Source organism: Hydrotalea sp. AMD (assembly GCF_004100315.1).
Classification (GTDB): Bacteria; Bacteroidota; Bacteroidia; order Chitinophagales; family Chitinophagaceae; genus Hydrotalea; species Hydrotalea flava.
Genome location: NZ_SCKY01000008.1, coordinates 60,683 through 87,126, shown reverse-complemented (window position 1 = coordinate 87,126; position 26,444 = coordinate 60,683). Strand labels below are relative to the sequence as shown.

Below are 26,444 nucleotides of genomic sequence, written 5' to 3'. Positions count from 1 at the left end.
CTTTATGTTTCATTAATATATAATCATGAAACTTTCTACACTATTGCCTGCCCTTGCTATACTATGCAGCACACCCACGCTATATGCCCAATCGGGTAAAGCCAATGATTTAATAGCACGGATGACCTTGGAACAAAAAGTTGAATTAGTAGTAGGAATGGGTATGCGATTGCCCGGCCCAACTGCTGCATCAGATAAAAAAACCGATACCGGAAAACATGAAATTGCCGGATTTCAATTACCACCATCGCTACCAAAAGATGCTTCCATTCCCGAAAAAGTTCCGGGTGCTGCGGGCAGAACACATGCCATTGAAAGTCTTGAGTTGTCTTCATTAACCCTGTCGGATGGTCCGGCCGGCGTACGCATCAATCCATTCAGATCCAATCATCCTAACAAAACTTATTATGCCACCGCATGGCCGGTGGGAACTTTGCTGGCCTCATCTTGGGATACAGCATTGGTACAACAAGTGGGCAGGGCTTTTGGGAAGGAAGTGAAAGAATACGGTATTGATGTGTTACTGGCACCTGCCATGAATATACAACGCAATCCATTGGGCGGTAGAAATTTTGAATATTATTCTGAAGACCCATTTGTTTCAGGACATATTGCGGCAGCATTTGTAAACGGAATTCAACAAAACGGAGTAGGCACCTCTATTAAACATTTTGTTGCCAATAATCAGGAAACAAATAGAAACAGCGTAAATACCATTGTGAGTGAAAGGGCATTACGTGAAATTTATTTAAAAGGTTTTGAAATTGCCGTGAAAGAAGCCAAACCATGGACAGTGATGTCATCCTACAATTTAATTAATGGAACGTATGCCTCAGAAAGCAAGGATTTACTGACCAGAATTTTACGCGATGAATGGGGCTTTAAAGGTTTGGTGATGACCGATTGGTTTGGTGGAAAAGATGCTGTTGCACAAATGAAAGCAGGCAATGACTTACTGATGCCGGGCACTATTTTGCAATACAATGCCATTCTAAAAGCAGTAAAAGACGGAACTTTAGATGAAAAAATTATTGACCGAAATGCCGCAAGGGTGGTTGATTTAATTTTAGAATCGCCTACTCATAAAAAATATGCTTATACCGATCAGCCCAATTTAAAAGCAGATGCGGCACTATCCAGAAAAGCGGCTGCTGAAGGTATGGTGCTGTTACAAAACAATAACAACGCATTACCATTGATGAATACCACTCAAAAACAAGTGGCTTTGTTAGGCAATACATCCTATGATATTATTGCCGGAGGAACCGGAAGTGGTGATGTAAATAAAGCCTACACTGTATCATTAGAACAGGGATTATTAAATGCTGGTTTTACCATTGATAAAAATTTAATAGATGCTTATACTGCTTACATTACAACCGAAAAAGCCAAACAACCTAAACCCCGTTTCTTTTTTGAGTTGGTACCTCGTGTAAAAGAAATGGATTTAGAATTGCCTTTGTTGCAAACTGAAGCCGATAAAGCAGCGGCTGCAATTATTACCATTGGTAGAAATGCAGGAGAAGGTGCCGACAGAAAAGTAGACAATGATTTTACTTTATCAGATGCCGAAAAAAATATGATTCGCCAGGTTTGCGATGCCTTTCATGCAAAAAATAAAAAAGTAATTGTAGTATTAAATATTGGCGGTGTAATAGAAACAGCCAGTTGGCGTAATATGCCGGATGCTATTATATTGGCCTGGCAACCTGGTTTAGAGGCAGGAAATGCTATTGCAGATATCATTAGTGGTAAAGTAAGTCCTTCCGGAAAATTAGCAGTTACTTTTCCCATAAATTATCAGGATGAGCCTTCTGCAAAAAATTTCCCGGGAAAAGAGTTGCAACCTGCCCGGCACAAAGGGTTCTCTTTAATGGGTAATCCGGCTGAAGTGGTGTATGAAGAAGGCATTTATGTTGGTTACCGTTATTTTAATACATTTCATGTACAACCGGCTTATCCTTTCGGTTATGGATTATCGTATACTCATTTCTCAACAAAGTCTATTCACCTCAGTACTACTGAAATGAAAAAAAATATTACTGCTTCTGTAACAATTACTAATAAAGGCAAAAGAGCCGGAAAGGAAGTAATTCAGGTATATATAACGGCACCAAAAAGTGATATTGATAAGCCTTCTGAAGAGTTAAAAGCCTTTGTCAAAACAAAACTATTACAACCCGGCGAATCGCAAACCTTAACATTTATCATTTCACCTGCCGATATTGCATCTTTTCAAACCACGCAATCTGCATGGATTGCCGATGCGGGTACTTATACCATTAAAATAGGCAATTCGTCCGAAAACATTCTACAAACAGCCACTTTTCAATTGCCACGACAAATGATTACAGAGCATGTAACCCATTTGCTGGTACCAAAGCAGGCTATTAATGAATTGAGTATGCAATAAATTACAGCCCCTATAACAACCAAAAGTGCAATTCAACTCCAACCTGTTGCACAAATAAAAGGCAGCGTTTTTAGTTGCCTTTTTTTATGGGTTCCAAACTTTAGCATTTCATTGCAACAGGCGTACAAAATTCTGTTACCTTTAAAATTATTCTGCAAATTTCATTTAAAATATATTAAAAATAAATTATGCAATTTTCGGCACAACAAATAGCAGACATGCTTCAGGGTACAATAGAAGGTAATGCCACAGTAACAGTATCTACTTTATCCAGAATAGAAGAAGGCGTAACGGGTTCGTTATCTTTTTTAGCCAATCCTTTGTATACGCAATACCTGTATACCACAAAGGCTTCTATTGTAATTGTGAATAAAGATTTTGAAGCAAAAGAATCGGTAACGGCAACATTAATAAGGGTAGAAAATGCACAAACTGCTTTTGCAAAATTATTAGAACTATACAATCAGATAAAGCTGAATAAAACCGGTATTGCACCCAATGCACATATTGAGCCATCGGCAATAATTGGTGAGCAAATTTATGCCGGTGCATTTGCTTATGTTGGTGAAAATACGAGAATAGGCAATGGTGTTAAAATATATCCGCAGGTATATATTGGCGATAATTGTGTAATTGGCGATAATACCACCTTGTTTGCGGGTGTTAAAATTTATTCAGAAACACACATTGGAAAAAATTGTATTATTCACTCCGGTACTGTTATTGGGAGTGATGGTTTTAGATTTGATCCGCAAAATGAAGGCAATAAAAAAATTGCACAGATTGGTAATGTTGTAATAGAAGATGATGTTGAAATTGGCGCCAATTGTGCTATTGACCGTGCAACATTGGGTTCAACTATTTTAAGAAAAGGCGTAAAGTTTGATAATTTAATACATATTGCCCATAATGTAGAAGTGGGCGAAAATACTTACATCGCAGCACATGGAGTGATTGCGGGATCAACAAAAGTGGGTAAAAATTGTATGTTTAGCGGACAGGTTGGTATTGTGGGTCATTTGCAAATAGCCGATAATACAATTATTACAGCACAATCAGGCATATCCAAAAGCATTACAAAGCCGGGAGAAGTTTATATGGGTTCACCAGCCTTTGATGCCAATAAATACAGAAAGGCTTATATTCATTTTCGTAATTTAGATCAGTTGGCACAACGGGTAACTATACTTGAAAAAAAGCTAACTGATTAATTGAATGCATTAATTTTTAAAGCCAATTTGCACTAACTATCTAAAGGAACCATTTTATTCAGATCGGGGTCCCAAACTTTTAAACGAAGGCAGGCAATAATATCTTTAGGACGCAAACTGGTTACCGTTGCTTGCTGTAGGGCAGGTATATGTGCCATTGCTTCGGGTAAGCGGTAAAAAGGAATTTTGCAATTGAGGTGATGAATATGATGGTAGCCAATATTTGCAGTAAACCATTGCCATAAGGTACTCATTTTCATATAGCTGGAAGATTCTAATGCAGCAGCAGCATAACTCCATTCTGTATTGCAACGGTAAGTAGCACCGGGAAAATTATGTTGCGCATAAAATAAATATGCACCCAGCATGTGTGATAAGAAGAAAGGCAGAAAGAATACAAAAAACCAAATTTGCCATCCAAAATGAACCCATAAAACAATGGCGATGCCAACGTGTATCAGCAAAACGATGGCAGAATCCCAATGTCTTTTCTTTGAACTGAGAAACGACCGAACACACATGCCAAACATAAACATAGTAAAATAAGAAAAGAACATATTGAGTGGATGCCGGATAGCCAGATAAATACTTTGCTCTTTTTTATTCGCAGCATAAAACTTTTGTTTGGTCATAATCGGATAGGAACCAATACTGGCGCTGTACAATTTAGCATTGTTGTTGTGGTGGTGATCATGCGAACGTTTCCAGATACTTGGCGGTGTTATCATGTAAGCACCAAAAATGGTAAATAAAATATTGGCAGCAAACGATTTGTTTAAAATAGTATGATGCTGAAAATCATGAAAAATAATGAACATGCGGGAAAGCAGTAAAGCACTGAAAATGCTAAAAGCCAATTTAATTAGGATGCCCGGTAGTAAAAAAGAACCTGTTAAACTTGCAATTAATAAAACTGTAGTAGAAAGTGTATAATACCAGCTCTTCCAGCGAATTTCTTTGGCAAACGGTTTGGTGGATAAAATTAATTCCTTTTCGGAGGAAGTATGCATTAAACAAACGTATGAAAAGAATGGAAATAAAACATACAATTGCTGTTAATTCACACAAATTTTTTTGATTTATAAGTGTTTAAATCGTTCTGCTGCTTCCAGAAGTGTTTCTTCCTTTTTGGCAAAGCAAAAGCGAAGTACCTTTTCATCGGTTTTATGATGATAAAATGCAGAAACCGGAATGGTGGCTACACCGGCTTTTTGTACCAATTCAACTGCAAATTCTGTATCGGACTTATTAGATAATGCAGCATAACTGTAACATTCAAAATAGCTTCCGTGTGAAGGAATACAAACAAAACCCGTTTGCTGCATTAATGTTCTAAAAAAATCGCGTTTTTTTTGTATTTGCGCACCCAATTGTACATATTTATCCTCTTCCTGTAAATAAGTTGCCAAAGCATATTGTTTGGGGGTATCGCAACTAAAGCAATTAAACTGGTGTACTTTTCTAAATTCCTGCATTAATGGTGCTGCTGCTATGCAGTAACCCAACTTCCAGCCTGTACAATGATAGGTTTTTCCAAACGAAAAAATGATAAAACTTCTTTCTATCAAATCTGGATAGCGTAGCAGGCTTTGGTGCGGGATAGCATCAAATATTAAATGTTCATATACCTCATCACTCACTATCATTATCTTGGTCTTGGCTACCAGTGTTCTCAAAGTCATAATATCCTGCTCGCTTAATACAGCACCTGTTGGGTTATGGGGTGAGTTGATGATAATGGCTTTTGTTTTGGAATTGATTTTCTGCGCTACTTCATGCCAGGGAATTGAATAATCGGGATATTGTAATGCAATAAAAACCGGTTTAGCGCCATTTAAAACAATATTGGGAACATAGCTGTCGTATGCCGGTTCAAAAACAATCACTTCATCGCCGGAATATAAAAACGAAGTGAGTGCGGTGTAAATGGCGTAGGTGCCGCCCGGGGTAATGGTAATTTGTGTTTCAGGATGGATGGAGGTGTTGTACAATTTTTTTACCTTTTCGGCAAGGGCATTCCGTAGAGCAGGTAAACCATTGGTATGCGTATACTGATTGCAACCATCTGTCATGGCTTTTTGTATCAAATCAATTAAGGCCTCATCCATCATAAAATCAGGAAATCCCTGCCCAAGATTAATGGCGTGATGCTGTTGTGCCAACTGGCTCATTATAGTGAAAATGGTAGTACCTACCTGCGGTAATTTTGATACAATGTGCATAGCCCTTTTTTATAAAATGGGAAGATAGTAAACTTAAGGTGCCAAAATGCCAGCCACCCTTTTTAATTCAATTTCTGCAGCTTTTGCGGCATAATTTAAATTCACCAATTTATAACCTGCTTCTTCAAAACTTTGTTGTGCGGCTCTTACTTCCAAAATAGTAGCCTGCGATAAACTAAAACGCTGCAGGGTTAAATTCACCAATTGTTCGGTTAACCGGTTAATGGCGTATTGGGTGGCGATCAAATCTAATGTATGGATATACATTTGATATGTTTTTGTGAGATCGGTTTGGTAATTTAAAATGGTGGCATCTTTTTGCACTCTTGCAATGTGTGTATTGATGGCAGCAGCTTGTTGTTGCCGTTTTAAAATGCTTCCATTATAAATGGGTACGGATAAACCAAGCCCAACATAAGGGCCATACGACTGGTTTAATAAAATTTGCCCGCCATTGCTGGAATTTCTTCCGTAATTCAATCCGCTATTAACACGCAAGGTTGGATACCGTTGTGCAGCAGTTTGTTTTTCGGCGAGTGTGTTAATGGTAATTTGCTGATCAGCCGCTACAATATCCGGATTCTGGTTAAATTTATTTAGAACATCTTCTAATTTTATATTGTTTTCAATAGCAATAGAATCAGTAAACATTGCAGAAGAATCTGCGGGCATACTGAGTAGATTAAACAAATCAGCTTTTCCTTGTTCCAGAATAATTTTTTGTGATTGAAGGTCCTGCTCTTTACTATGTAAATCAATTTCAGCCTGAAAGTAATCAGCATCATTGGCAAAGCCAATTTTGCGTTTCACTGCTATAATTTCCAATTGTTTTTTGGATACTTCAATACTTTGTTCCAAAGTTTTCATATAGCTGCGTTGCCGAACTACATCAAAATATTTCGTCATTACTGCCGCAATCGTATTTTGTACCTGCGAATTAAAAAAAGATTCGCTTTGTGCCTGAATCATTTCTAATTGTTTTTTTGTAGTAATTACTCTGTAACCATTATACAACACCATAGTACCTGCAATGCCGGCATTTAAATTATTACTGGTGGCGCCATTGCGGGTTAAATCTCTATCGCCGGTTACACTGTTGATTTTTTGATTGATGTTGACAATACTTTCCTGATTGGTAGCAGTACCTGTTATGGTTGGTAAGCCCCCAGCCACACCTATATTGTTGTTTATTTTGGCAATTTGAATATTGCTTTTGGCAATTTGAATATTAAAATTATGTTGAAGTGCAAGGTTCACAGCCTCGTTTACAGAAATTGAGCGTTGGGCTGCTGCTTGCAGCATGCAGCAGAGCATAACAGCACCTGATAAAATTGCTTTTCTCATAAACCATGAAATTAGCTATGGAGCTATGTTGTATCAAATAAATTTTATGAGCGGATGAAGGGTTACTGTACCAGTGTTCCTACATTCATTCCTTCTACTACTTTAAGCAGGTTACCCGGTTTATTCATATCAAAAACAATAATGGGTAATTTATTTTCCATGCAGAGTGTAAAAGCTGTCATGTCCATTACTTTCAGGTTTTGGTTAATACATTCCTGAAAGCTGATATTTTCAAATCTTTTGGCATTGGGTTCTTTTTCGGGATCGGCGTTGTAAATACCATCTACCCTTGTACCTTTCAAAATAACATCTGCTTTCATTTCAATGGCTCTTAATGAACCGGCAGTATCTGTAGTGAAATAAGGGTTGCCTGTGCCGGCACCAAAAATAACTACCCTACCTTTTTCTAAATGACGCAATGCTTTTCTGCGGATATAGGGTTCGGCCACCTGCTCCATATTAATAGCGCTTTGTAAACGGGTATATACGCCAATTTTTTCCAGCATTGCCTGCATGGCCATTGCATTGATTACAGTTGCCAGCATGCCCATATAATCGCCGTGTGCCCTTTCAATACCACTTTCAGCTTCATTCATGCCTCTGTAAATATTACCGCCTCCAATTACAATGGCTACCTGAACACCAAGGTTGGTTACTAATTTAATGTCTTGTGCATATTGTTCAATGATTTTTGGATCGAAGGGATCACCATTTTTTACATCACCAACAAGGGCTTCTCCGGATAGCTTCAGTAAAATGCGTTTGTATTTAGGCAGCATAATTAAAAGAATTGATTATACTGCAAATAACCTGATTTTTTGCAGAAGTTTCAAAATGAATAAAGGGAACCTTGTGGGTTCCCTTTAAAATATAGTCATAATAAATTATATTATCCCAATGCAATACGCTTAAAAGAAACTACTTTTAAATCAGCATCTACCGATTTCAGGTAATCGCCTACGCTTTTGCTGCCATCTTTTACAAATGCCTGCGCCAGTAATGTTTGCTCTTTAAAGAAGGCATTTAATTTGCCATCTGCAATTTTAGCAATCATTTCTGCAGGTTTACCGGCCATTTTAGGATCGGCGGCAATTTGTTCGGTAACAATGGCTCTTTCTCTTTCTACTACATCTGCAGGAACAGAGTCGGCATCAATTGCTACAGGGTTCATAGCTGCAATTTGCATGGCCAGATCTTTACCTGCTTCAGCAGCGGCTTTATTTAAACCAACCAACACACCCATACGGTTGGCACCATGAATGTATGAGGCAACATAAGGTGCTTCAATTCTTTCAAATTTCTGAATGCCTATTTTTTCGCCGATAGCAGCTAATTTATCATTAATTAAATCGGATACTTTGGCACCGTTTACGATTACTTCGTTTAATTCTTCAGCACTTTTTACATTGTTGGCCACTGCTGCATCAGCAATAGATTGTGCAAAAGCAACAAAATCGGCATTTTTTGAAACGAAGTCAGTTTCGCAACTAATGCATACAATGAAGCCGGTTGTATTATCGGCAGTGGTTTTTGCAATAATAACACCTTCTTTTGCTTCACGATCGCTACGTTTAGCAGCAACTTTCTGACCTTGTTTGCGCAACCAGTCAATAGCTGCTTCAAAATCGCCATTGGTTTCGGTTAAAGCTTTACGGCAGTCCATCATACCAGCGCCGGTTGCCTGGCGCAATTTATTAATATCGGCTGCGGTTATAGAAACGGATGTACTCATTTGTAAAATTATTTAGTCATTGAAAAAATTTTTGCAAAGTTACCTATACTTTTATAAACGCTGTGTTGTTTACAGGTTATGAAATGTTGAAGAAAGTACAGGTGTTGCAGTGTGCGACGCAACGGAAGTTGGAATAAATTACTACAGCCGGGCACAAAATAAATGATTCATTCGGGCTCAATGTACCGTATATATTTTATCTGCCACCACCTGCAGGTCTGCGACTGTTGGGCACTCTGCGTTTTGGTGCACCGGCACCTGGTTCTGCACCACGGCCACCTTTACGGGTACGTGCGGCTTCACTTTGTGCTTCAGCTTCCAGTCTGCGTGCTTTTGCTTCTAATTCGTTTGCATCATCGTTGGTATCTTCTTCTTCTTTATTTGCCTGACGTTCTGCCAAACCTTCTGCAATAGCAGCGGTTAAATAATTGGTAATGATGGCAATTGATTTAGTGGCATCATCATTAGCCGGAATAGGGAAATCAACTTTGTTAGGATCGCAATTGGTATCTACCATACCAAAAGTTGTAATACCTAAACGTTTGGCTTCTGCTAAAGCAATATGTTCTACACCAATATCTACTAAGAATAAAGCTGCGGGCAGTCTGCTCATTTGGGCAATACCACCTAATACTTTTTCCATTTTTTCTTTATCGCGGCTAAGCGTAAGGCGCTCTTTTTTGGTTAGGCTGTCTGCACTGCCATCGTTCAGCATTTTTTCAATGCTCTGCATTTTTTTAACGCTTTTACGAACAGTATTAAAGTTAGTGAGCATACCACCTAACCAACGTTCAGTAGCAAAGGGCATGTTTACGCGTTTTGCGCATTCAGCCACAATTTCTTTAGCCTGCTTTTTGGTAGCCACGAACATAATTTTTTTACCGTTCTTGGCAATTTGCTTCATAGCGGCGGCTGTTTCCTGAAGATGGTCTACTGTTTTGTTCAGGTCAATAATGTGAATCCCTTTTTTTTCTGCATAGATGTAAGGTAACATTTTAGGATTCCATTTCTTTTTTAAATGGCCAAAATGCACACCGGCTTCTAACAACTGCTGCTGTAGTGAAGTATTATTTTCCATTGTGTTTGTATAAATAGTTTGAATGATAGGGTTTGCGTAATCCAATACTGATTAACGTTTGCTGAATTGGTAGCTCTTACGGGCTTTTTTATGACCAAATTTCTTACGTTCAACACTGCGGGGATCACGTTTTAAGTATCCGGCGGCTTTTAATACAGGCCTAAACTCGGGGTTTACTTCTAGTAAAGCACGGGCTATGCCTAATTTTGCTGCTTCGGCTTGGCCTTTTAAACCACCACCTTGTGCATTGATAACTACATCAAATTTGGTAATTACTTCAGCAGTCTTTAAAGGGGCCTCTACCTGGTTTTGTAAGTAAACCAAAGGAAAATATTCTTTATAATCTTTGTCGTTCACGGTAATTTTACCTTCACCCTTACTAATAAAAACCCGGGTTACGGCTTCTTTACGGCGACCAACTGCGTTTTTTTGCTTTTCCATTTATTTGGAATTGATGTTATAAATTAGATTAAAATTTTAATTCTTTGGGTTGTTGTGCACTATGTGGATGCTCGCTGCCTGCATAAACAAACAATTTATTGAACATTTTGCGGCCGAGGCGATTTTTAGGTAGCATGCCTTTAATGGCTCTTTCTAAAAGCACTTCAGGTCTGCGTTTTAATAAATCTTTGGCTGCTTCTTCTTTTTTACCGCCGGGATAACCTGAGAAGTTAATGTACATTTTATCATCCATTTTATTGCCGGTTAAAACAACTTTATCGGCATTGATGATAATAACATAATCGCCACAGTCTACATGCGGTGTGTAGTATGCTTTGTTTTTGCCTCTTAATACAGCGGCAATTTTTGAAGCAATGCGCCCTACGGTTTGATTAGTACCGTCTACAACATACCAGTTGTGCTTAACGGTAGCCGCGTTTGCATGCTTGGTAGTGAAATGAAGATGACTCATAATATGGTTTGTTTAAATGATATCGGGGCTATCCCCCCGGCGAATGTCCCATTTTTTTGGGATGGCAAAGGTAGGTGTTCTATTGTTGAATTTTTAGTGTCTTGACGATCTTTTTTAATAGCGCTTTCATAACTAATTGATTTTCAATAAAAATTTTGATTAAAAATTTTCATCGTGTTATAAAACTGCCTTTTTTAGGTGCTTTTTATTTTGCTTTTTTGTTTTGATTGTACAATGAAAAGTAATTTCCCATGAATGATGGCATAAAAAAAGCAGCTGTGAAAAGCTGCCGGAGTCTTTAAAACTTATTCATCTTTATTGAAATAGCTTAGGATAGGTTTTGTTCCAAGGTGTTGCCTGCTGATAAGCTTCTGCAATGCGCAACAGTGTGCCTTCATCGTATAAATTACCAATAAAAGTAATGCTGGTGGGTAAATGAAACCTTTTATCAAAACCCGTGGGAACGCAAACCACCGGGTTGCCTGTTAAATTGGTAATGGCCAACTGGTTGCCACTGCCACGGGTGGGACAAATAACTGCATCGTATTGTTGCAGTAATGCATTTACTTTTTGCATCAGCAAGTAACGGTGCCTATTGGCATTGATGTATTCTACGGCGGGTATTAACCTAGCTTCTCTAAACTGGTTGGGCCAGTCGTAACGGCTTTGCCGGGTCATTTCATCATCTAAATTACCGCGGGTAAATGCATCAAAAGCAGCGGCACACTCAGCACCAATTACAATACTCATAATATTGACATTGTAAACCCCACTGTCGGGAAAATTAACGGGAATTAATTGAACCCCCATTTTTTTAAATGTTTCTAACACTTTCCATTCATTTCTGGAGGTATCGGTTATATTATCGAAATAGTTTTTGGAATACGCTATTTTATAAGCTTGTATGGGTTTATTAGGCGTGTAATTAAATGGGCGGTTTACAGCCAATTCATCTATTCCATCGGTACCATGAATGGCATTAAATACAATAGCCGCATCATTTGCAGAGCGGCAAATGGGGCCAATTTTATCTAAACTCCAGCTAAGCGTCATAGCGCCTGTTCTGCTAATACTGCCAAATGTGGGGCGTAAACCGGTAACGCCACATGTGGATGAAGGCGAAACAATACTTCCCCAGGTTTCTGTGCCAATGGCAAAAGGTACCAATCCTGCTGCAGTAGCGGCTGCTGGACCTGCCGAAGAACCGGATGACCCTCTTGTTAAATCCCATGGATTTTTGGTGCGTCCGCCAAACCAATAATCGCCCATGGCCAAGGCCCCTAAAGTAAATTTAGCTACTAAAACGGCACCGGCTTTGCGTAATTGTTCATATACAAAAGCATTTTCATCAATGGTTTGGTTTTTGTAGGGTGCTGCGCCCCAGGTAGTTTTATAGCCTTTTACAGCAAATAAATCTTTCAATCCATAGGGTATGCCATGTAACATGCCTTTGTATTTGCCGGCGGCTATTTCAGCATCGGCCTGTGCGGCTTGTTGCAATGCTAAATCTTCAGTAAGGGTAATAACGCATTGCAAGGTATCGCCAAATTGTTTGATGCGTTGAATGAAAAATTTGGTGAGTGCAACCGAAGTAATTTTTTTGTGTTGAATTAAATAAGCCAATTGAGGTATGGAGTAAAATGCTAATTCGTTTAAATGGGTGGGTAATACCACTGTTTTAGGCATTTCCCAATGAATAGGTAATTGTTGATTAGAAAAATGCATGCCGGCTACTACCGGGCTTTGCCACAAGCTCATGGGCACATCGTTAGGCAGTGATTGGCGGTGTAACGATTGGTAAGTGTGATAAAATTGCGTTATACCCTGTTGCATGGAATCTAATTCCTGTTGGGTAAAAGAAAGATCGGCTAATCCGGCAGCTATGCTAATTTGTTCAGTGGGGATGGTATCTTTTTGTGCCTGAAGAAATAAGGGTAAGGCGAAAAAGCATAAAATGGTGATTGTTCTCATGTTTAAGTGTTTTGGTTAGAATGAATGATGCGAAAAAATGCAGCAATGGGTATTAAACTATCATGTACTGCCCATTTCACCTGTGAACACAAATGTGCTTTTCTTGCAACGGAAAGTTATGGAACCTTTTTTAGAAATCAATACCAATCCATTTGCGTTTATTCTTTTCGTATTTCTGGAAATTGAACTTATACAATTTGCCGGGTCTGTGTGGCACATCCTGTTCCATTTCACCTATATCAATTAAAAGGCCCATGGCAGCAAATTTTTTTCTGAAATTACGGCGGTCTAATTCAATGCCTAAAATGGCTTCATATAAATTCTGTAATTCGCGAAGCGAGAATTTTTCGGGTAATAAATTAAAGCCCAACGGATGTTCCTGAATTCTTTTTTGTAACCATTGGTGGCAGGTATCTAAAATTTCTTTATGATCAAAAGCCATTTCTTTGATAGAATTTACACTATGCCAGTGCAACTCATTGTCTAATATTTTTACTTCGTGGTGTTGTATGTTGAGTAAAGAACAATAGGCAACGGTTAACACCCTGCCGCCCGGGTGCCGGTTGGGTTTGCTAAAAGTGCGTACCTGATCTAAATACACATCTGTCATGCCCGTTCTTATTTTCAAAACCCGGTAAGCTGCATCGTCTAATTCTTCATTGTCTTCTGCAAAATCGCCCAACAAGGTCCATTTACCTTTGTACATTTCCAAGTCACTCCTAATTAATAAAACCTTTAAATCTTGTCCGTCAAATCCAAATATTACACAGTCAACCGTAATAGGTACACGGGGATAGGAATTAACTAAGGCATGAACATCGGTAATCAGTGGCCGTTTCTCCGGCAATTCGGTTTGGTGGTTGTTCAGTTTCATTGTTGGCAAGTATTTTCCTTACATCTTAAAAAATGTATGGGAATTTTGGGGCAATGAAGGTAATACTTTTAGGCATTGTGTAAATTTTACATGGGCAAAAAAATTGAATTTATGTGCAAGGCAGTAAATTTGAAGTTAATTTTTTAGCATGTATAACACGGAGCATATTCATAGTTTATCACGTTTAACACAACAATGGCTTCAAAAGGAATCGGCGCCTGATGCAATGCAGCATGCTGCTGCAAATATTGAAGAGTTGCGTGAAGTATTGCGATTTCATGAATACCAATATTATGTAGCCAACACCCCCCTGATTAGTGATTATGAATATGACAGGTTGTATAAGTTATTAGAAAAAACTGAAAAAGCGCATCCGGAATTAATTACGCCTGTTTCTCCTACACAACGGGTGGGTAATAGTTTGAATCAAAACTTTTTAACGGTAGCCCATTTGGTACCCATGTTAAGTTTGGAAAACAGTTATAATAAAGCCGATTTGTTAGACTGGGATAGAAAAGTACGGGAATTGACCAATTTGTCCGTGGTTGAATATACACTGGAACCAAAATTTGATGGTGCCGGCATTTCACTGGTATATGAAAACGATATTTTAATTCGCGCTGTTACCCGTGGCGATGGGGTAGAAGGAGAGGATATTACCAACAACATCAAACAAATTCGTTCCATACCCTTAACAGCGCCTTTTTCTAAACATGGTATTCAGTTAATTGAAATAAGGGGTGAAGTAATTATGAGTAAGCGAGCATTTGAACTGTATAATGAAAAATTAGCAGAACAGGGTTTACCCATCATGGCAAATCCAAGAAATGCCGCTTCGGGAAGTTTACGGATGAAAGATCCCAAAGAAGTTGCTAAACGCAACCTGGAAGCATTTTTATATCACGTAAGTTATTACACAAAATTTGCTGATAGCGAAGTAAACGCGTCTGCTTTATTACAAACCCATGCAGGCATGTTACAATTGCTTTGGGAATGTGGATTGCATGCACCGGTAAAAGAGCAAAAAATTGTACAAGGCATTGATGGAGTGATAGAACAGGTTGAAGCTTTTGAGCATTTACGTGATACAATGCCTTATGAAATAGATGGCATGGTGGTAAAGGTGAACAGTTTATCATTACAGGATCTATTAGGAATGACGAGTCACCACCCACGGTGGGCCATTGCCTATAAGTTTAAAGCACGTCAGGCCACTACCATTTTAAATTCGATAGAGTTTCAGGTAGGCAGAACAGGTGCCATTACACCGGTGGCAAAGCTAATACCGATAGCCATTGGCGGGGTAACGGTATCCAGTATATCGGTACACAATGAAGAGTACATCAAAGACAAAGACTTAAAAATTGGCGATACCGTATTAATTGAAAGAGCCGGCGATGTAATACCGCAAATTGTAAAATCGTTACCTGAATTAAGAACCGGCCATGAAAAAGCCATACATTTCCCTAACCATTGCCCGGTATGCCATAGCCCACTATTTAAAGAAGTCGGTGAAGCGGTTTGGCGTTGTGTAAACATAGAATGTACGGCTCAGGTGGTAGAAAGAATGGTTCATTTTGTGAGCAAAGATGCCATGGATATTAAAAGCCTGGGAGAAGCTAATATCAGGCGTTTTTATGAATTAGGGCTGTTGAAAGATATTCCGGGCATTTATAAACTCGATTTTCCTGCTATTGCACAATTGGAAGGATTTGGAAAAAAGTCGGTTGATAATTTACAGCAAGCCATTGAAGCCTCTAAAAAGCAACCACTTCACCGGTTAATTTATGCGTTGGGTATACGTTTTGTTGGAGAAACAACTGCCAAAACATTGGCCAATGCTATTACCCATTTGTTCGATTTGGGAAAAATGGATACATTGGCGCTACAACAATTAGAAGATGTTGGCGTTAAAGTAGCAGACAGTATTCGTCATTTTTTTAGCAATCGCCAAAATATGGCTATGTTAGAAGAATTAGAGGCTTTGGGTATTCAGTGTTACAACGAAAAACGAACAGAAACGCAAAGCAGCACCCTGCAAGGGCAAAGTTTTTTATTTACAGGTACACTCACCAAATTTAAAAGAAATGAGGCAGAAGAGATGGTAGAACAACGGGGGGGCGTTATTGTTGGCAGTGTTAGCAGCAAGCTCAATTACCTGGTAGTGGGGGCAGATGCGGGAGGGAAACTGGAAAAAGCAAAAAAGATTAATACAATTAAGATAATTGATGAAAATGAATTTCTATCTTTATTGCAACAATAAATAACCTTTAACTATGTTTGAACACCTACCCAACGAAAAGTGGCGCCAGTTCTCCTTTACGAACTCAGATGCCCTTCAAAAAAAATACATGGTAAGCAACATGGGAAGAATTGCCTCTTTTACCACCAATTTTAAAAAAGACGGCACCCTGCTAAAAGGCTCTGCGATAGAGGGTTATCGCATCATTCGCCTGAAAGTAAAGGATAGTTATACCCATTTTCTTTTGCACAGAGCTGTGGGCGAGTTATTCCTGAAAAAACCTAAGGCAAACGAAAAATTTATTATTCATCTCAATCATAATAAAAAAGACAACCGTGCCGAAAATTTAAAATGGGCTACTCAGGAAGAAGTGATTGAGCACAATAAAAATAACCCCCGTGTAAAAGCAGCCAGAAAAAAACTGCTTCAAAGAACATCTGAACTTAAAAAGGGATTGAAGTTAACCCTTGCTCAGGTGAAAGATATTAAAAAAATGCTAGCTAACCCCAAGCGTAAACTAACCTATAAGCAATTGGCCGAGAAATATGGCGTAAGCGAAATGGCCATTACACGTATTAAGCGGGGTGAAAACTGGGGCCACGTTAAAGTGTAACCTATTTTTGAATTGATAAAATATTTTATTCAATACTTTGTTTTGTTAACGGAATTCCATTTGCGTTTCTTGTTAACATTTTTATTTGTATATGTTACAACTATCTACCCTCCGTTTTCTGCAACACTTGGCAAAGCACAATAACAAAGAGTGGTTCAATGAAAACAGAGTAAAATACGATGCGGCACGAGCCGATTTTATTGCATTCACAACACAAATACTATCCGGTTTTTCAAAGGTGGAACCCGATTTATTACCGCTGCATTCCAAAGATTGTATTTTTCGCATCAATCGCGATGTGCGTTTCAGTACCAATAAAAGTCCTTATAAAACCAATATGGGCGCTGCATTTAGCAAGGGTGGCAAAAAATCAATCCTGGCAGGCTATTATTTTCATTTGGAACCGGGAAAAAGTTTTGTAGGTGGCGGTCTTTGGATGCCGGCAAAGGAAGTGATCCAAAAAGTACGGCAGGAAATTGATTATTGTTGGGATGAATGGAGAAATATCATTAAAGCAAAACCTTTTCAACAGCAGTACGGCGATTTAAGCAGAGAAGAAGGCATGTTTTTACAGCGTGAACCCAAAGGTTATGATAAAGAAAATCCGGCTATTACTTATTTAAAACTGAAAAGCTGGATTGCCACAAAACCCTTATTGGATGAGGATTTAACCAATAAAGTCCTGCTTCAAAAAGTTATCCGGGCTTTTGAAGCACTGCAACCGGTTATTCATTTTTTAAATCGTGCTATTGAAGGTTAATGATTAAAAAAGTCAGTCGGTTTGCAATAAGAAAATGCTTTGCCTAAATTTTCAATTACATCGGTTGCCAGTAAACTTTCTTCTGATTGGATTTCTAATGCCAGATCAGCTGCCAATCCATGTAAATACACACCTAATTGTGCAGCTGTTTGCGGCGCATAACCCTGTGCCAGTAAAGCTGTAATAATGCCGGTTAAAACATCGCCGGAACCGCCCTTGGCTAATCCAACGTTGCCACTGGTATTAAAACTACCCTTTCCCTGATGTGCTACTAATGTATAATGACCTTTTAAAACCACTGTAATGGCAAGGGCAGCAGATAATTGCACTGCTTTTTCAATTCTTTCAAATTCATTAGCCGATGTACCAAATACCCGGTCAAATTCTTTAGGATGTGGTGTAAGAATGGTTCCGGCCGGTAATTGTTGCAACCAATCTTTATGTTGTGCTATAATGTTGAGGGCATCTGCATCAATAACCATAGGTTGATCATAATGCGCTATTAGCTGTTGAAGCAGTAATACTGATGCATCATTCACATCCAATCCGGGGCCAATACCTACAGATGTATAAGGGGTAAAATCATTCAAGCCGGCTTCTCTCATTAATAGCATTGCCTCAGGATAGCGAATATTTAATGTAGCAGCAGCTTGAGCAGGCACCTGAGTGGTAACCAATCCACATCCGCTTCGCAAGGCAGCACCCGTTGCCATGAGTGCAGCACCCATTTTTTCTGTACTGCCTGCAATGAGTAATGCATGTCCAAATGCGCCTTTATGTGCAAACGGATTTCTAACGGAAATGCATTGTTGTATGCCATCCAATTCAATCATTGAAAATGTAGTATCCAATTTTTGTAGAAATTGGGGGTGTAGCCCAATATCCAAAATATGTACTTTCCCAAAATAGGGCGCATTTTCGGCTGCCAAAAAACACAATTTATAGCATTGAAAAGAAAGGGTATGTCGGGCACTTACAACGGTACCCCCATTTACACTACTATCAATAAACATACCTGTAGGAACATCGATGGATATTATTATTGAATGAGCTTTATTGATATGCTGTACAATTATTGCATATAAGCCACTTAGTGGTTTATTCAGTCCTGCACCGAGTAATGCATCAATAATCACTGCATTTTCAGGAATAATTGGTAATAAAGCTTCTGTAGAAATATATTGAACAGCCAGACCTAATATATGCAGCCGGTGTAAATTTTCCTGAAAATTATCGGTACCTGGCCTGCCAAATTCCAAAATATAAACGGATGGTATAATGCCGGCCTCAAATAATTGGCGGGCAATGGCTAATCCATCGCCTCCATTATTGCCTTTGCCGCAAAAAATAAAAACAGGTTGTTGTATAAAATTTTGCTGTAATAGCCATTTGGTGCAGGCTAATGCTGCCCGTTCCATTAAATGGATAGATGCAATGGGTTCGTGTTGCACGGTAAATGCATCCCATTGTTGCAGTTGTGCAGCCGATAATAACTTCATACCCTAAATTTATTCAAAAAAATTACACCTTCCCGCCAGTTTAAAACTTTAAGGAAGGTGTAAAAAGATAAAATCCATAATACTACAGCAAATGATTATCCATTAAGTATTCGGCAATTTGAACGGCATTGGTAGCAGCACCTTTGCGCAGGTTATCGCTCACTACCCACATATTCAAAGTTTTGGGCTGTGTTTCATCTCTACGAATACGGCCAACAAAAACTTCATCTTTTTCATGCGCCCAAAGCGGCATGGGGTATAATTGTGCAGCATCATCCTGTTGTACAATTACTCCGGGTGCTTTGCTCAACAAGTTTATTACTTCCGCTACATCAAATTCTTTTTCAAATTCAATATTTACACTTTCGCTATGCCCGCCCACTACCGGAATACGAACGGTGGTTGCCGTTACGCGAATACTGTTATCCTGCATAATTTTTTTGGTTTCATTCACCATTTTCATTTCTTCTTTGGTGTAACCATTGTCTAAAAACACATCAATTTGAGGAATTACATTTAAGTCGATGGGGTATTTATAAGCCATTTCTCCCTGAATACCTTTTCTTTCATTCATTAACTGGTCAACCGCTTTTTTGCCTGTGCCGGTAACACTTTGGTATGTACTTACCACAATACGTTGTATGGTATAGGCTTTGTGAAGGGGTTGCAAAGCAACTACCATTTGAATGGTAGAACAATTTGGATTTGCAATAATAAAATCATCTTTGGTTAACACGTTGGCATTTACTTCAGGCACTACTAATTTTTTAGAAGGATCCATGCGCCAGGCACTGGAATTATCAATTACCTTAATGCCTGCTGCTGCAAATTTGGGTGCCCATTCTAAAGAAGTACCACCGCCTGCAGAAAAGATAGCAACTGCCGGTTTGGCTGCAATGCCCTGCTCCATACCAACTACAGTATGTGGGTTCCCTTTAAAAATAACTTGTTTGCCAACAGATTTTTCAGAGGCAACGGGAATTAATTCAGTAACGGGGAAGTTTCTTTCTTCCAAAACTTGTAACATTTTTGAGCCTACTAAACCGGTAGCTCCAACTACGGCTACTTTCATTGTTTGTTTTTTTTGTGAATAAATGATGTTTGCTTGCTTTACGCTCTGTGTTATGTTTATTGAATGAAGTGTATAACAATAAAAAAACCTTCCTTTGAAGGGAAGGTTTTAATTTATGTTGCCTATACACAAACAAAGTACCTTCCCGCTAAACAGGTTTTTTGATACGTTTGGTATAGATTACTTTATTCATTGCGGGTGCGAAAATAGACTCAAAATTCATTCCGTCAAAATTATTTTGCTTTACCTTCACTTCTAAATTGAGAATTATGATACGATCTGCAATTGCTGGTATTGGCATGTATGCTCCTGAACAAGTAATAACGAACAATGATTTGCTGCAATACATGGATACCAGTGATGCCTGGATACAGGAAAGAACAGGAATAAAAGAGCGTAGATATGCACACCGTACCAATGAAACCACAACTACAATGGGTGTAGAAGCCGCTAAAATAGCCATTGAGCGTTCCGGAATTACGCCTCAGGACATTGATTTTATCGTTTTTGCCACCCTTTCACCCGATTATTATTTTCCCGGTTGCGGTGTTTTATTGCAACGTGCTTTAAAAATGAAAGAAGTGGGTGCTTTGGATGTCAGAAATCAATGCAGTGGATTTGTGTATGCATTAAGTGTAGCAGACCAGTTTATAAAGACCGGCATGTATAAAAATATATTGGTGGTAGGTTCTGAAAAACACAGCTTTGGTTTAGATTTTAGCACCCGTGGTCGTAATGTAAGTGTTATTTTTGGTGATGGTGCCGGTGCCGTGGTGCTGCAGCCAAGTGAAGATACAAATCGTGGAATTTTAAGTACACACTTGCATAGTGATGGTGAATCGGCTGAAATTTTAGCCATGTATAATCCCGGAACCCATGCCAACTATTGGGGCACTAAAAATTATGCAACCTTTAATGATGCACCCATTGCAGATATGTTTATGAGTCATGCTATGATAGACAATGCAGAGAATTTTCCGTTCATGGATGGCCCCGCCGTTTTTAAAAAAGCAGTGGTAAAATTTCCGGAAGTAATTAAAGAGGCCTTGCAGGCCAATGATTATCAGCCGGCCGATTTGGATATGTTAATCCCCCATCAGGCCAATTTACGCATAGCGCAGTTTGTACAACAGCAATTGGGATTACCCGATGAAAAAGTATACAATAATATTCAGCATTATGGCAACACAACAGCGGCATCTATACCCATAGCCCTTTGCGAAGCTTGGGAGCAAGGCAAAATAAAAACAGGTAATCTTGTTTGTTTGGCTGCTTTTGGCAGCGGATTTACCTGGGCAAGTGCATTACTAAAATGGTAATGCTTGCTTCGGTTTCATTCCATTTGTATTCTCTATTTTCTAATTGTTGCAAACATGGCCCGTAAAATTATTTATTTAGTGAATCCCATTTCAGGTGCCACTAAGAAAGACGCCCTTATTCAGTTAATTGAATCTGAAACAAGTGCCCGAAATATTCCTTTTGAAATTTTACCAACTTCGCCCATTGCTAATTATGATATAGTAAAAGATAAAATTGAAAACGAAGGTATTACCGATGTAATTATTTCCGGGGGCGATGGTACCGTTAATCAGGTTACCCAGGCTTTGCGCCATTACAAAGTTCATTTTGGCATTATACCCGTAGGTTCAGGTAACGGATTAGCCTTTGCGGCAAATATTCCTAAAAAACCAAAAGCTGCATTAAAAATTATTTTTGATGGTAAAGCACAACCTGTTGACGCGTTTACTTTAAATCATTATTACTCTTGTATGCTTAGCGGACTAGGTTTTGATGCCCAGGTGGCACATCGTTTTGCTATGAACTCAAAGCGCGGATTATTTACTTATACAAAAGAAAGCCTCATCAATTTTTTTAAAGCACAGCCTTTTCAATTTGAAGTTCAACTAAACGATTTTTCATTTTATACCGATGCCTTTGCAATTACAATTGCCAATAGTAATCAGTTTGGCAATAATTTAACTATTGCACCAGCCGCTAGCTTAAACGACGGACTTTTAGATATTGTAATTATTCAAAAAATGAATAAAGCCAAAATACCTTTTGCTTTACTTAAACAAATAAAAGGTAATAACCGTTTGCAAGAATTGGTAAATGAAATTACGCATAAAAACGTTATTTACTTTCAAGCACCTGCCATTACCATTCGTAATTTAAAGCATGCCCCCATGCACATAGACGGAGAGCCGGTTGATAGTAGCGATATCATAGAAGTTAAAATGATTCAGAATGCGTTTCATTTGCTACAACCAAATGTGTTAAACTAATTTTTTATACATTTTTAGCCTTTAAATTTTGGTGTATATCCGTTTAAATTTATATCTTACAAATTTGTTTAAAAAATACATTCAAGGCATTGAAAATGAACAAATAAAAGCATTTTCCTTTTTCTTTCAAATTTAAAAATTACAACATGAAAAAAGTATTAATTGCCCTCGATTACAATCCTTCTGCACAGTTAATTGCCGAAAAAGGATATCAGTTAGCCAAAGCTATGCAGGCTGATGTTTGTTTAATACATGTGGTGGCAGACGCAGGCTATTATGCAGTAGACTATTCACCCATTATGGGTTTTGGTGGTTTTAATACTGCTAACACTATTGAGTTGGTGGAAGAATTAAAAAAACAGGCCGGTGAATTTTTATCTTCCGCAGTTAAACATCTGGGCGATGATAAAGTAAAAACATTTATTCTTGAAGGCAACACGGCAGACGCTATTTTATCATATGCAGATGAATATAATGCGGATATTATTGTAATAGGCTCGCATAGCCATAGTGGGTTAGATACTTTGCTATTAGGTAATGTACCGGCTAAAATTTTGAAACATACTAAAAAACCATTATTCATAGTGCCTACCGGTCAATAGTTTATTAATGTTTTAGTATATGAACCCTATAACCCTGCCGGAACAATTGAAAGTTTTTGGCACCAATGTACATACCGGGCTTACCGATGAGCAGGTGTATGCCTTACAAAAAAAATTTGGCGCCAATGAGGTGGTAGAGAAAAAAACACCTGTTCTCTTGCTTTTTTTGCGCCATTTCTGGGGTCTAACAGCTTGGATGTTAGAAATAACAATAATTGTTTCTTTCTTATTGCATAAAAAATTTGACGGATGGCTTATTGCAGGACTATTATTGTTTAATGGAATAGTTGGTTTTTGGCAGGAGTTAAGGGCCGCAAAAACGGTAGCATCATTAAAAGTGAAACTAACTGTAACGGTTAGGGTTTTACGAAATGGTAAATGGCTAAATCTTCCCTCTCATGCGGTTGTTCCTGGTGATGTACTAAGAATAAGAACCGGCGACTTTTTGATAGCCGATATGCAAGTTATGGAGGGAGATATTCAGGTAGATAAATCTGCTTTAACCGGCGAATCTGCCTTAATTAAGGCAGGCATAAACGATGTAATTTTTTCAGGTTCTATTGTAAAAAATGGTGAGTGTACAGCCTTAGTAATTGCTACGGCTGCTAATACTGTCTTTGGTAAAACTGCCGGTTTAATTATGACTGCGAAACACAAGATGCACATGGAAGAAATTGTGACAAAAGTGGTGCAGATTTTATTTTCTATAGTAGTAGTTGTGTTGGGTATAACAGTAGTTGATGCATTGATGGGCGGTGCGCCTTTTTTAAATACGCTTCCTCTCATTTTAATATTGCTTGTATCAGCAGTACCTATTGGTTTACCTGCCATGTTTACTATTAGTATGGCTAAAGCATCGCAGGAGTTATCTGATAAAGGATTACTTGTTAGTCGTTTAAGTGCTACAGAAGATGCAGCTACATTAACAACGCTATGTATTGATAAAACAGGAACCATTACAGAAAACAAACTTTCTTTACAAGAATTAAAATCTGCTAATGGTTTTACTGAAAATGACGTTTTATTATTCGGCACATTAGCCTCAGTAGCCGCTAATAATGATGCCATTGATGAGGCTTTTTTTGCAAAAATGAAATCTACCGGTATTAGTACAGTGGAATATCAACAAAAATCTTTCACGCCATTTTCAGCTGCAGCTAAAAGAACAGAAGCCACCATTACCCATAATAATGATGTTTTTAAGGTAATGAAAGGGGCTTATGTTACCATCCAATCCTTATGTACAACTATAAACGTTGAATTAGATGCAACAGTTAATTCGTGGGCAATCAAAGGCTTTAAAACACTTGCGGTAGCCATTCAAAAAAACAATACTACCCAATTAGTGGGTATTGCAGCTTTATATGATCCTCCTCGACCAGATTCTGCTGAAATGTTCGCTGCTATTAAAGAACTGGGGGTAACTGTAAAAATGCTTACGGGTGATGCTTTGCCGGTTGCCAAAGAAATTGCTTTGCAGGCAGGAGTGGGGAATAGAATTATTGCTATTAATGAAGTACGGGAAACATTACAGCAGTCAGGTACCGTTATTAAAGAATATGATGGCTTTGCCGAGGTTTTACCGGAAGATAAATACAATATTGTAAAAATATTGCAGCAGGAAAAACAAATAACAGGAATGACTGGCGATGGTGTAAATGATGCGCCGGCTTTAAAACAAGCTGAGGTAGGTATTGCGGTGAGCAGTGCCACAGATGTTGCAAAACAGGCCGCTAGTGTTATTTTGTTGCAGGCAGGCTTAAAGCAAATAGTTGATTTAATTAGAGTAGGCAGAATAACACACGTTCGCATTACCAATTACACGGTTAATAAAATAGCTAAAACATTGCAAACTATTTTGTTTGTTTGTGTGGCCTACCTCATTACTAATACTTTTGTTGTTGGCCCCATTGATATGGTATTAATGTTATTTTTAATTGATTTTGTAGTGCTGGCATTGGCAACTGATAAAGTTAAATGGAGCAAATCGCCTGCCAACTGGAATATAAAACCTATGGTTTTGAAAGGTTTTGTTTTAGGTATATTATTGTTTGTAGAGTGTTTGGTATGGTTCTTATGGGCATCCCATCATTTTAAAATTACACAGCCGGAAATGTTACACACACTTGGCTTTGCAACATTGTTTTATTCAGGTATTTGTGCGGTACTAACCGTACGTACCAATGGCTGGTTTTATCGAGAACCTATTAGTAACACTTTATTGTGGGTAATTATTGCAGATATGTTTTTGGTACTGATACTGCTGCCTGTTGGATTTACAGGTTTTGCAGTATTACCAATAATACCTGCAGTATGTACCTTATTGTATTTCTTGTTTTGCAATTTGGTAATTAATGATGCTATAAAAGTATGGCTGTTGCACCGTTTGCGGGTATCTGTATAATGTTTATACTTTTTTCAATTGTAACAATATTACATCATGCCCATTAATAGTTGCTTTAAAACTGTGCCGAGTATTTCCTTCTACCCGTTTTTCCCAAATATTAAATATTTGGTACGTGTTTTTTGTTGCATCTAATATTGCTTTTGAAAAATAATCATAAATTGGTTTTTCTTCCCAATTCATTTCAACAGATACAGGTTTTGTGCTTCTATTCAAAAAACAAACAGCCCAATTGCCATTTTCAAGCGGTTTTAACCAGGTTTCAACACTATCTTTTTCCTTGTAGGCAAATCCTTCAATTCCCAATTTATCCTGATCAACAGCAATGGCATCTTTGTTAATCAAAATATTTTTTGTTGCGTTACTCATTTTTCTTAAATCGTTACCGGCAATTAATGGTGCAGCCAGCATGCACCACATAGAGAAATGCGCCCTGTTTTCAGCTTCGGTTAAACCATTGCCTACTTCCAGCATATCGGGGTCATTCCAGTGTCCCGGGCCGGCGTATTTACGCAGGCCTTTTTGTAAGTCAATAATTTTTAAAACACCAAGCGCATGCCAGGTGCCCATATCTTTGGTTCCTGCAAATACATTTGAAATATCGCCGGTAGTGCGCCATAGGTGGCCCACATTTTCTGCCCACTCCCAGGGCTTATTTTGTCCCCATTCGCACATGCTGAAAACAATGGGTCTTCCGGTTGCAGCCAATGCTTTACTCATGGTGGTATACGCTTCTTTTGCATTAATACCTTCGGTATTGCACCAGTCAAATTTTAAGTAATCCACCTCATGCGCTGCATAATAGCGGGCATCCTGGTATTCATAGCCCCTGGTTCCCGGGTATCCGGCACAGGTTTTAGTTCCTGCACAGTTGTATAAACCAAATTTTAATCCTTTCGAGTGTACATAATCGGCAACTGCTTTCATGCCATGAGGAAATTTTTTTGGATCGGCTATCAGATTGCCATTCTTATCGCGTTGCATAGCCATCCAGCCATCATCTAATACCAAGTATTCATAGCCTGCATCTTTCATGCCACTGGATACCATCACATCGGCAATATCTTTTACCAACTGTTCATTAATGTTGGTTTGAAATGTATTCCAGCTGTTCCAGCCCATAGGCGGGGTTAATGCAAGACCCTGAACTTTTTGTGCATGCACCTGTAATGAACAGATGATTAGCAAAAACAAAGTAATTTTTTTCAT

Annotated in this window: 22 protein-coding genes; 9 read left to right on the top strand and 13 right to left on the bottom strand. The window is 38.5% G+C overall.

The window, feature by feature from the left end; translation table 11 throughout:
• The first annotated feature begins 25 nt into the window (after nt 1-25).
• Entirely contained in the window at nt 26-2,413 is a 2,388-nt protein-coding gene (locus EO766_RS07665) for a glycoside hydrolase family 3 N-terminal domain-containing protein (protein WP_074420939.1), read from the top strand.
• 188 nt (nt 2,414-2,601) lie between these two features.
• On the top strand, nt 2,602-3,624 hold the full coding sequence (gene lpxD, locus EO766_RS07660) for a UDP-3-O-(3-hydroxymyristoyl)glucosamine N-acyltransferase (protein ID WP_074420938.1): 1,023 nt from the start codon (nt 2,602-2,604) through the stop codon (nt 3,622-3,624).
• A 32-nt stretch (nt 3,625-3,656) separates the two neighbouring features.
• On the opposite strand, the gene EO766_RS07655 is transcribed toward lpxD, so the two are convergent.
• The 10 genes from EO766_RS07655 to EO766_RS07610 form a co-directional block, all read right to left on the bottom strand.
• Nucleotides 3,657-4,634 (bottom strand): fatty acid desaturase family protein, encoded by a 978-nt coding sequence (locus tag EO766_RS07655; protein WP_074420937.1) that lies wholly within the window; start codon nt 4,632-4,634, stop codon nt 3,657-3,659.
• 69 nt (nt 4,635-4,703) lie between these two features.
• Nucleotides 4,704-5,846 (bottom strand): methionine aminotransferase, encoded by a 1,143-nt coding sequence (locus EO766_RS07650; RefSeq protein ID WP_074420936.1) that lies wholly within the window; start codon nt 5,844-5,846, stop codon nt 4,704-4,706.
• A 33-nt stretch (nt 5,847-5,879) separates the two neighbouring features.
• Nucleotides 5,880-7,190, bottom strand: a complete 1,311-nt coding sequence (locus EO766_RS07645; protein WP_074420935.1) for a TolC family protein — start codon at nt 7,188-7,190, stop codon at nt 5,880-5,882.
• A gap of 62 nt (nt 7,191-7,252) precedes the next feature.
• Nucleotides 7,253-7,969 (bottom strand): UMP kinase, encoded by a 717-nt coding sequence (pyrH, locus tag EO766_RS07640; protein ID WP_068243449.1) that lies wholly within the window; start codon nt 7,967-7,969, stop codon nt 7,253-7,255.
• Nucleotides 7,970-8,079: 110 nt separating this feature from the next.
• A complete protein-coding gene (gene tsf, locus EO766_RS07635; protein WP_074420934.1) occupies nt 8,080-8,922 on the bottom strand; it encodes a translation elongation factor Ts in 843 nt (280 codons plus the stop codon).
• A 196-nt stretch (nt 8,923-9,118) separates the two neighbouring features.
• Nucleotides 9,119-10,000, bottom strand: a complete 882-nt coding sequence (gene rpsB, locus EO766_RS07630) for a 30S ribosomal protein S2 (protein ID WP_068243447.1) — start codon at nt 9,998-10,000, stop codon at nt 9,119-9,121.
• Nucleotides 10,001-10,051: 51 nt separating this feature from the next.
• The gene (gene rpsI, locus EO766_RS07625) at nt 10,052-10,441 is read right to left on the bottom strand and encodes a 30S ribosomal protein S9 (protein WP_074420933.1); all 390 of its coding nucleotides are present in this window, start codon (nt 10,439-10,441) and stop codon (nt 10,052-10,054) included.
• Between the two features lie 28 nt (nt 10,442-10,469).
• Nucleotides 10,470-10,913 carry a 50S ribosomal protein L13 gene (gene rplM / locus EO766_RS07620; protein ID WP_074420932.1) on the bottom strand — a complete coding sequence of 148 codons (444 nt, stop codon included), beginning with the start codon at nt 10,911-10,913 and terminating at the stop codon, nt 10,470-10,472.
• A gap of 315 nt (nt 10,914-11,228) precedes the next feature.
• A complete protein-coding gene (locus tag EO766_RS07615; RefSeq protein WP_074418630.1) occupies nt 11,229-12,884 on the bottom strand; it encodes an amidase in 1,656 nt (551 codons plus the stop codon).
• A gap of 130 nt (nt 12,885-13,014) precedes the next feature.
• Nucleotides 13,015-13,758, bottom strand: a complete 744-nt coding sequence (locus tag EO766_RS07610; protein ID WP_081299025.1) for an NUDIX hydrolase — start codon at nt 13,756-13,758, stop codon at nt 13,015-13,017.
• A 148-nt stretch (nt 13,759-13,906) separates the two neighbouring features.
• On the opposite strand from EO766_RS07610, the gene ligA reads away from it, so the two are divergent.
• The 3 genes from ligA to EO766_RS07595 all read left to right on the top strand — a co-directional run bounded on the left by ligA (nt 13,907) and on the right by EO766_RS07595 (nt 17,373).
• On the top strand, nt 13,907-16,021 hold the full coding sequence (gene ligA / locus EO766_RS07605) for an NAD-dependent DNA ligase LigA (RefSeq protein WP_074420931.1): 2,115 nt from the start codon (nt 13,907-13,909) through the stop codon (nt 16,019-16,021).
• Between the two features lie 13 nt (nt 16,022-16,034).
• Nucleotides 16,035-16,613 carry an NUMOD4 domain-containing protein gene (locus tag EO766_RS07600; protein WP_068243435.1) on the top strand — a complete coding sequence of 193 codons (579 nt, stop codon included), beginning with the start codon at nt 16,035-16,037 and terminating at the stop codon, nt 16,611-16,613.
• Between the two features lie 91 nt (nt 16,614-16,704).
• Entirely contained in the window at nt 16,705-17,373 is a 669-nt protein-coding gene (locus EO766_RS07595) for a DUF2461 domain-containing protein (RefSeq protein ID WP_074418613.1), read from the top strand.
• Here EO766_RS07595 and EO766_RS07590 read toward each other — a convergent pair.
• Together EO766_RS07590 and EO766_RS07585 are read right to left on the bottom strand one after the other, a co-directional pair.
• A complete protein-coding gene (locus EO766_RS07590) occupies nt 17,370-18,872 on the bottom strand; it encodes a bifunctional ADP-dependent NAD(P)H-hydrate dehydratase/NAD(P)H-hydrate epimerase (protein ID WP_074418612.1) in 1,503 nt (500 codons plus the stop codon). The two genes, EO766_RS07595 and EO766_RS07590, sit on opposite strands and share 4 nt — an antisense overlap.
• An 82-nt stretch (nt 18,873-18,954) precedes the next feature.
• On the bottom strand, nt 18,955-19,944 hold the full coding sequence (locus EO766_RS07585; protein WP_074420930.1) for an aspartate-semialdehyde dehydrogenase: 990 nt from the start codon (nt 19,942-19,944) through the stop codon (nt 18,955-18,957).
• Nucleotides 19,945-20,213: 269 nt separating this feature from the next.
• Between EO766_RS07585 and EO766_RS07580 the strand changes: the two genes are divergently transcribed.
• The 4 genes from EO766_RS07580 (at nt 20,214) to EO766_RS07565 (ending at nt 25,235) form a co-directional block, all read left to right on the top strand.
• Nucleotides 20,214-21,263 carry a 3-oxoacyl-ACP synthase III family protein gene (locus EO766_RS07580; RefSeq protein ID WP_074420929.1) on the top strand — a complete coding sequence of 350 codons (1,050 nt, stop codon included), beginning with the start codon at nt 20,214-20,216 and terminating at the stop codon, nt 21,261-21,263.
• Nucleotides 21,264-21,317: 54 nt separating this feature from the next.
• On the top strand, nt 21,318-22,229 hold the full coding sequence (locus EO766_RS07575; RefSeq protein WP_074420928.1) for a diacylglycerol/lipid kinase family protein: 912 nt from the start codon (nt 21,318-21,320) through the stop codon (nt 22,227-22,229).
• Between the two features lie 146 nt (nt 22,230-22,375).
• Nucleotides 22,376-22,831 (top strand): universal stress protein, encoded by a 456-nt coding sequence (locus tag EO766_RS07570; protein ID WP_074420927.1) that lies wholly within the window; start codon nt 22,376-22,378, stop codon nt 22,829-22,831.
• Nucleotides 22,832-22,850: 19 nt separating this feature from the next.
• Complete coding sequence (locus EO766_RS07565; protein ID WP_074420926.1) at nt 22,851-25,235, top strand: plasma-membrane proton-efflux P-type ATPase; 2,385 nt, start codon at nt 22,851-22,853, stop codon at nt 25,233-25,235.
• Between the two features lie 3 nt (nt 25,236-25,238).
• On the opposite strand, the gene EO766_RS07560 is transcribed toward EO766_RS07565, so the two are convergent.
• On the bottom strand, nt 25,239-26,444 hold the full coding sequence (locus tag EO766_RS07560; RefSeq protein WP_075051595.1) for a glycoside hydrolase family 27 protein: 1,206 nt from the start codon (nt 26,442-26,444) through the stop codon (nt 25,239-25,241).

Coding starts and splice junctions, on each gene's coding strand:
- EO766_RS07665 (WP_074420939.1), top strand. CDS start 26: ATGAAACTTTCTACACTATTGCCTGCCCTTGCTATACTATGCAGCACA.
- lpxD (WP_074420938.1), top strand. CDS start 2,602: ATGCAATTTTCGGCACAACAAATAGCAGACATGCTTCAGGGTACAATA.
- EO766_RS07655 (WP_074420937.1), bottom strand. CDS start 4,634: ATGCATACTTCCTCCGAAAAGGAATTAATTTTATCCACCAAACCGTTT.
- EO766_RS07650 (WP_074420936.1), bottom strand. CDS start 5,846: ATGCACATTGTATCAAAATTACCGCAGGTAGGTACTACCATTTTCACT.
- EO766_RS07645 (WP_074420935.1), bottom strand. CDS start 7,190: ATGAGAAAAGCAATTTTATCAGGTGCTGTTATGCTCTGCTGCATGCTG.
- pyrH (WP_068243449.1), bottom strand. CDS start 7,969: ATGCTGCCTAAATACAAACGCATTTTACTGAAGCTATCCGGAGAAGCC.
- tsf (WP_074420934.1), bottom strand. CDS start 8,922: ATGAGTACATCCGTTTCTATAACCGCAGCCGATATTAATAAATTGCGC.
- rpsB (WP_068243447.1), bottom strand. CDS start 10,000: ATGGAAAATAATACTTCACTACAGCAGCAGTTGTTAGAAGCCGGTGTG.
- rpsI (WP_074420933.1), bottom strand. CDS start 10,441: ATGGAAAAGCAAAAAAACGCAGTTGGTCGCCGTAAAGAAGCCGTAACC.
- rplM (WP_074420932.1), bottom strand. CDS start 10,913: ATGAGTCATCTTCATTTCACTACCAAGCATGCAAACGCGGCTACCGTT.
- EO766_RS07615 (WP_074418630.1), bottom strand. CDS start 12,884: ATGAGAACAATCACCATTTTATGCTTTTTCGCCTTACCCTTATTTCTT.
- EO766_RS07610 (WP_081299025.1), bottom strand. CDS start 13,758: ATGAAACTGAACAACCACCAAACCGAATTGCCGGAGAAACGGCCACTG.
- ligA (WP_074420931.1), top strand. CDS start 13,907: ATGTATAACACGGAGCATATTCATAGTTTATCACGTTTAACACAACAA.
- EO766_RS07600 (WP_068243435.1), top strand. CDS start 16,035: ATGTTTGAACACCTACCCAACGAAAAGTGGCGCCAGTTCTCCTTTACG.
- EO766_RS07595 (WP_074418613.1), top strand. CDS start 16,705: ATGTTACAACTATCTACCCTCCGTTTTCTGCAACACTTGGCAAAGCAC.
- EO766_RS07590 (WP_074418612.1), bottom strand. CDS start 18,872: ATGAAGTTATTATCGGCTGCACAACTGCAACAATGGGATGCATTTACC.
- EO766_RS07585 (WP_074420930.1), bottom strand. CDS start 19,944: ATGAAAGTAGCCGTAGTTGGAGCTACCGGTTTAGTAGGCTCAAAAATG.
- EO766_RS07580 (WP_074420929.1), top strand. CDS start 20,214: ATGATACGATCTGCAATTGCTGGTATTGGCATGTATGCTCCTGAACAA.
- EO766_RS07575 (WP_074420928.1), top strand. CDS start 21,318: ATGGCCCGTAAAATTATTTATTTAGTGAATCCCATTTCAGGTGCCACT.
- EO766_RS07570 (WP_074420927.1), top strand. CDS start 22,376: ATGAAAAAAGTATTAATTGCCCTCGATTACAATCCTTCTGCACAGTTA.
- EO766_RS07565 (WP_074420926.1), top strand. CDS start 22,851: ATGAACCCTATAACCCTGCCGGAACAATTGAAAGTTTTTGGCACCAAT.
- EO766_RS07560 (WP_075051595.1), bottom strand. CDS start 26,444: ATGAAAAAAATTACTTTGTTTTTGCTAATCATCTGTTCATTACAGGTG.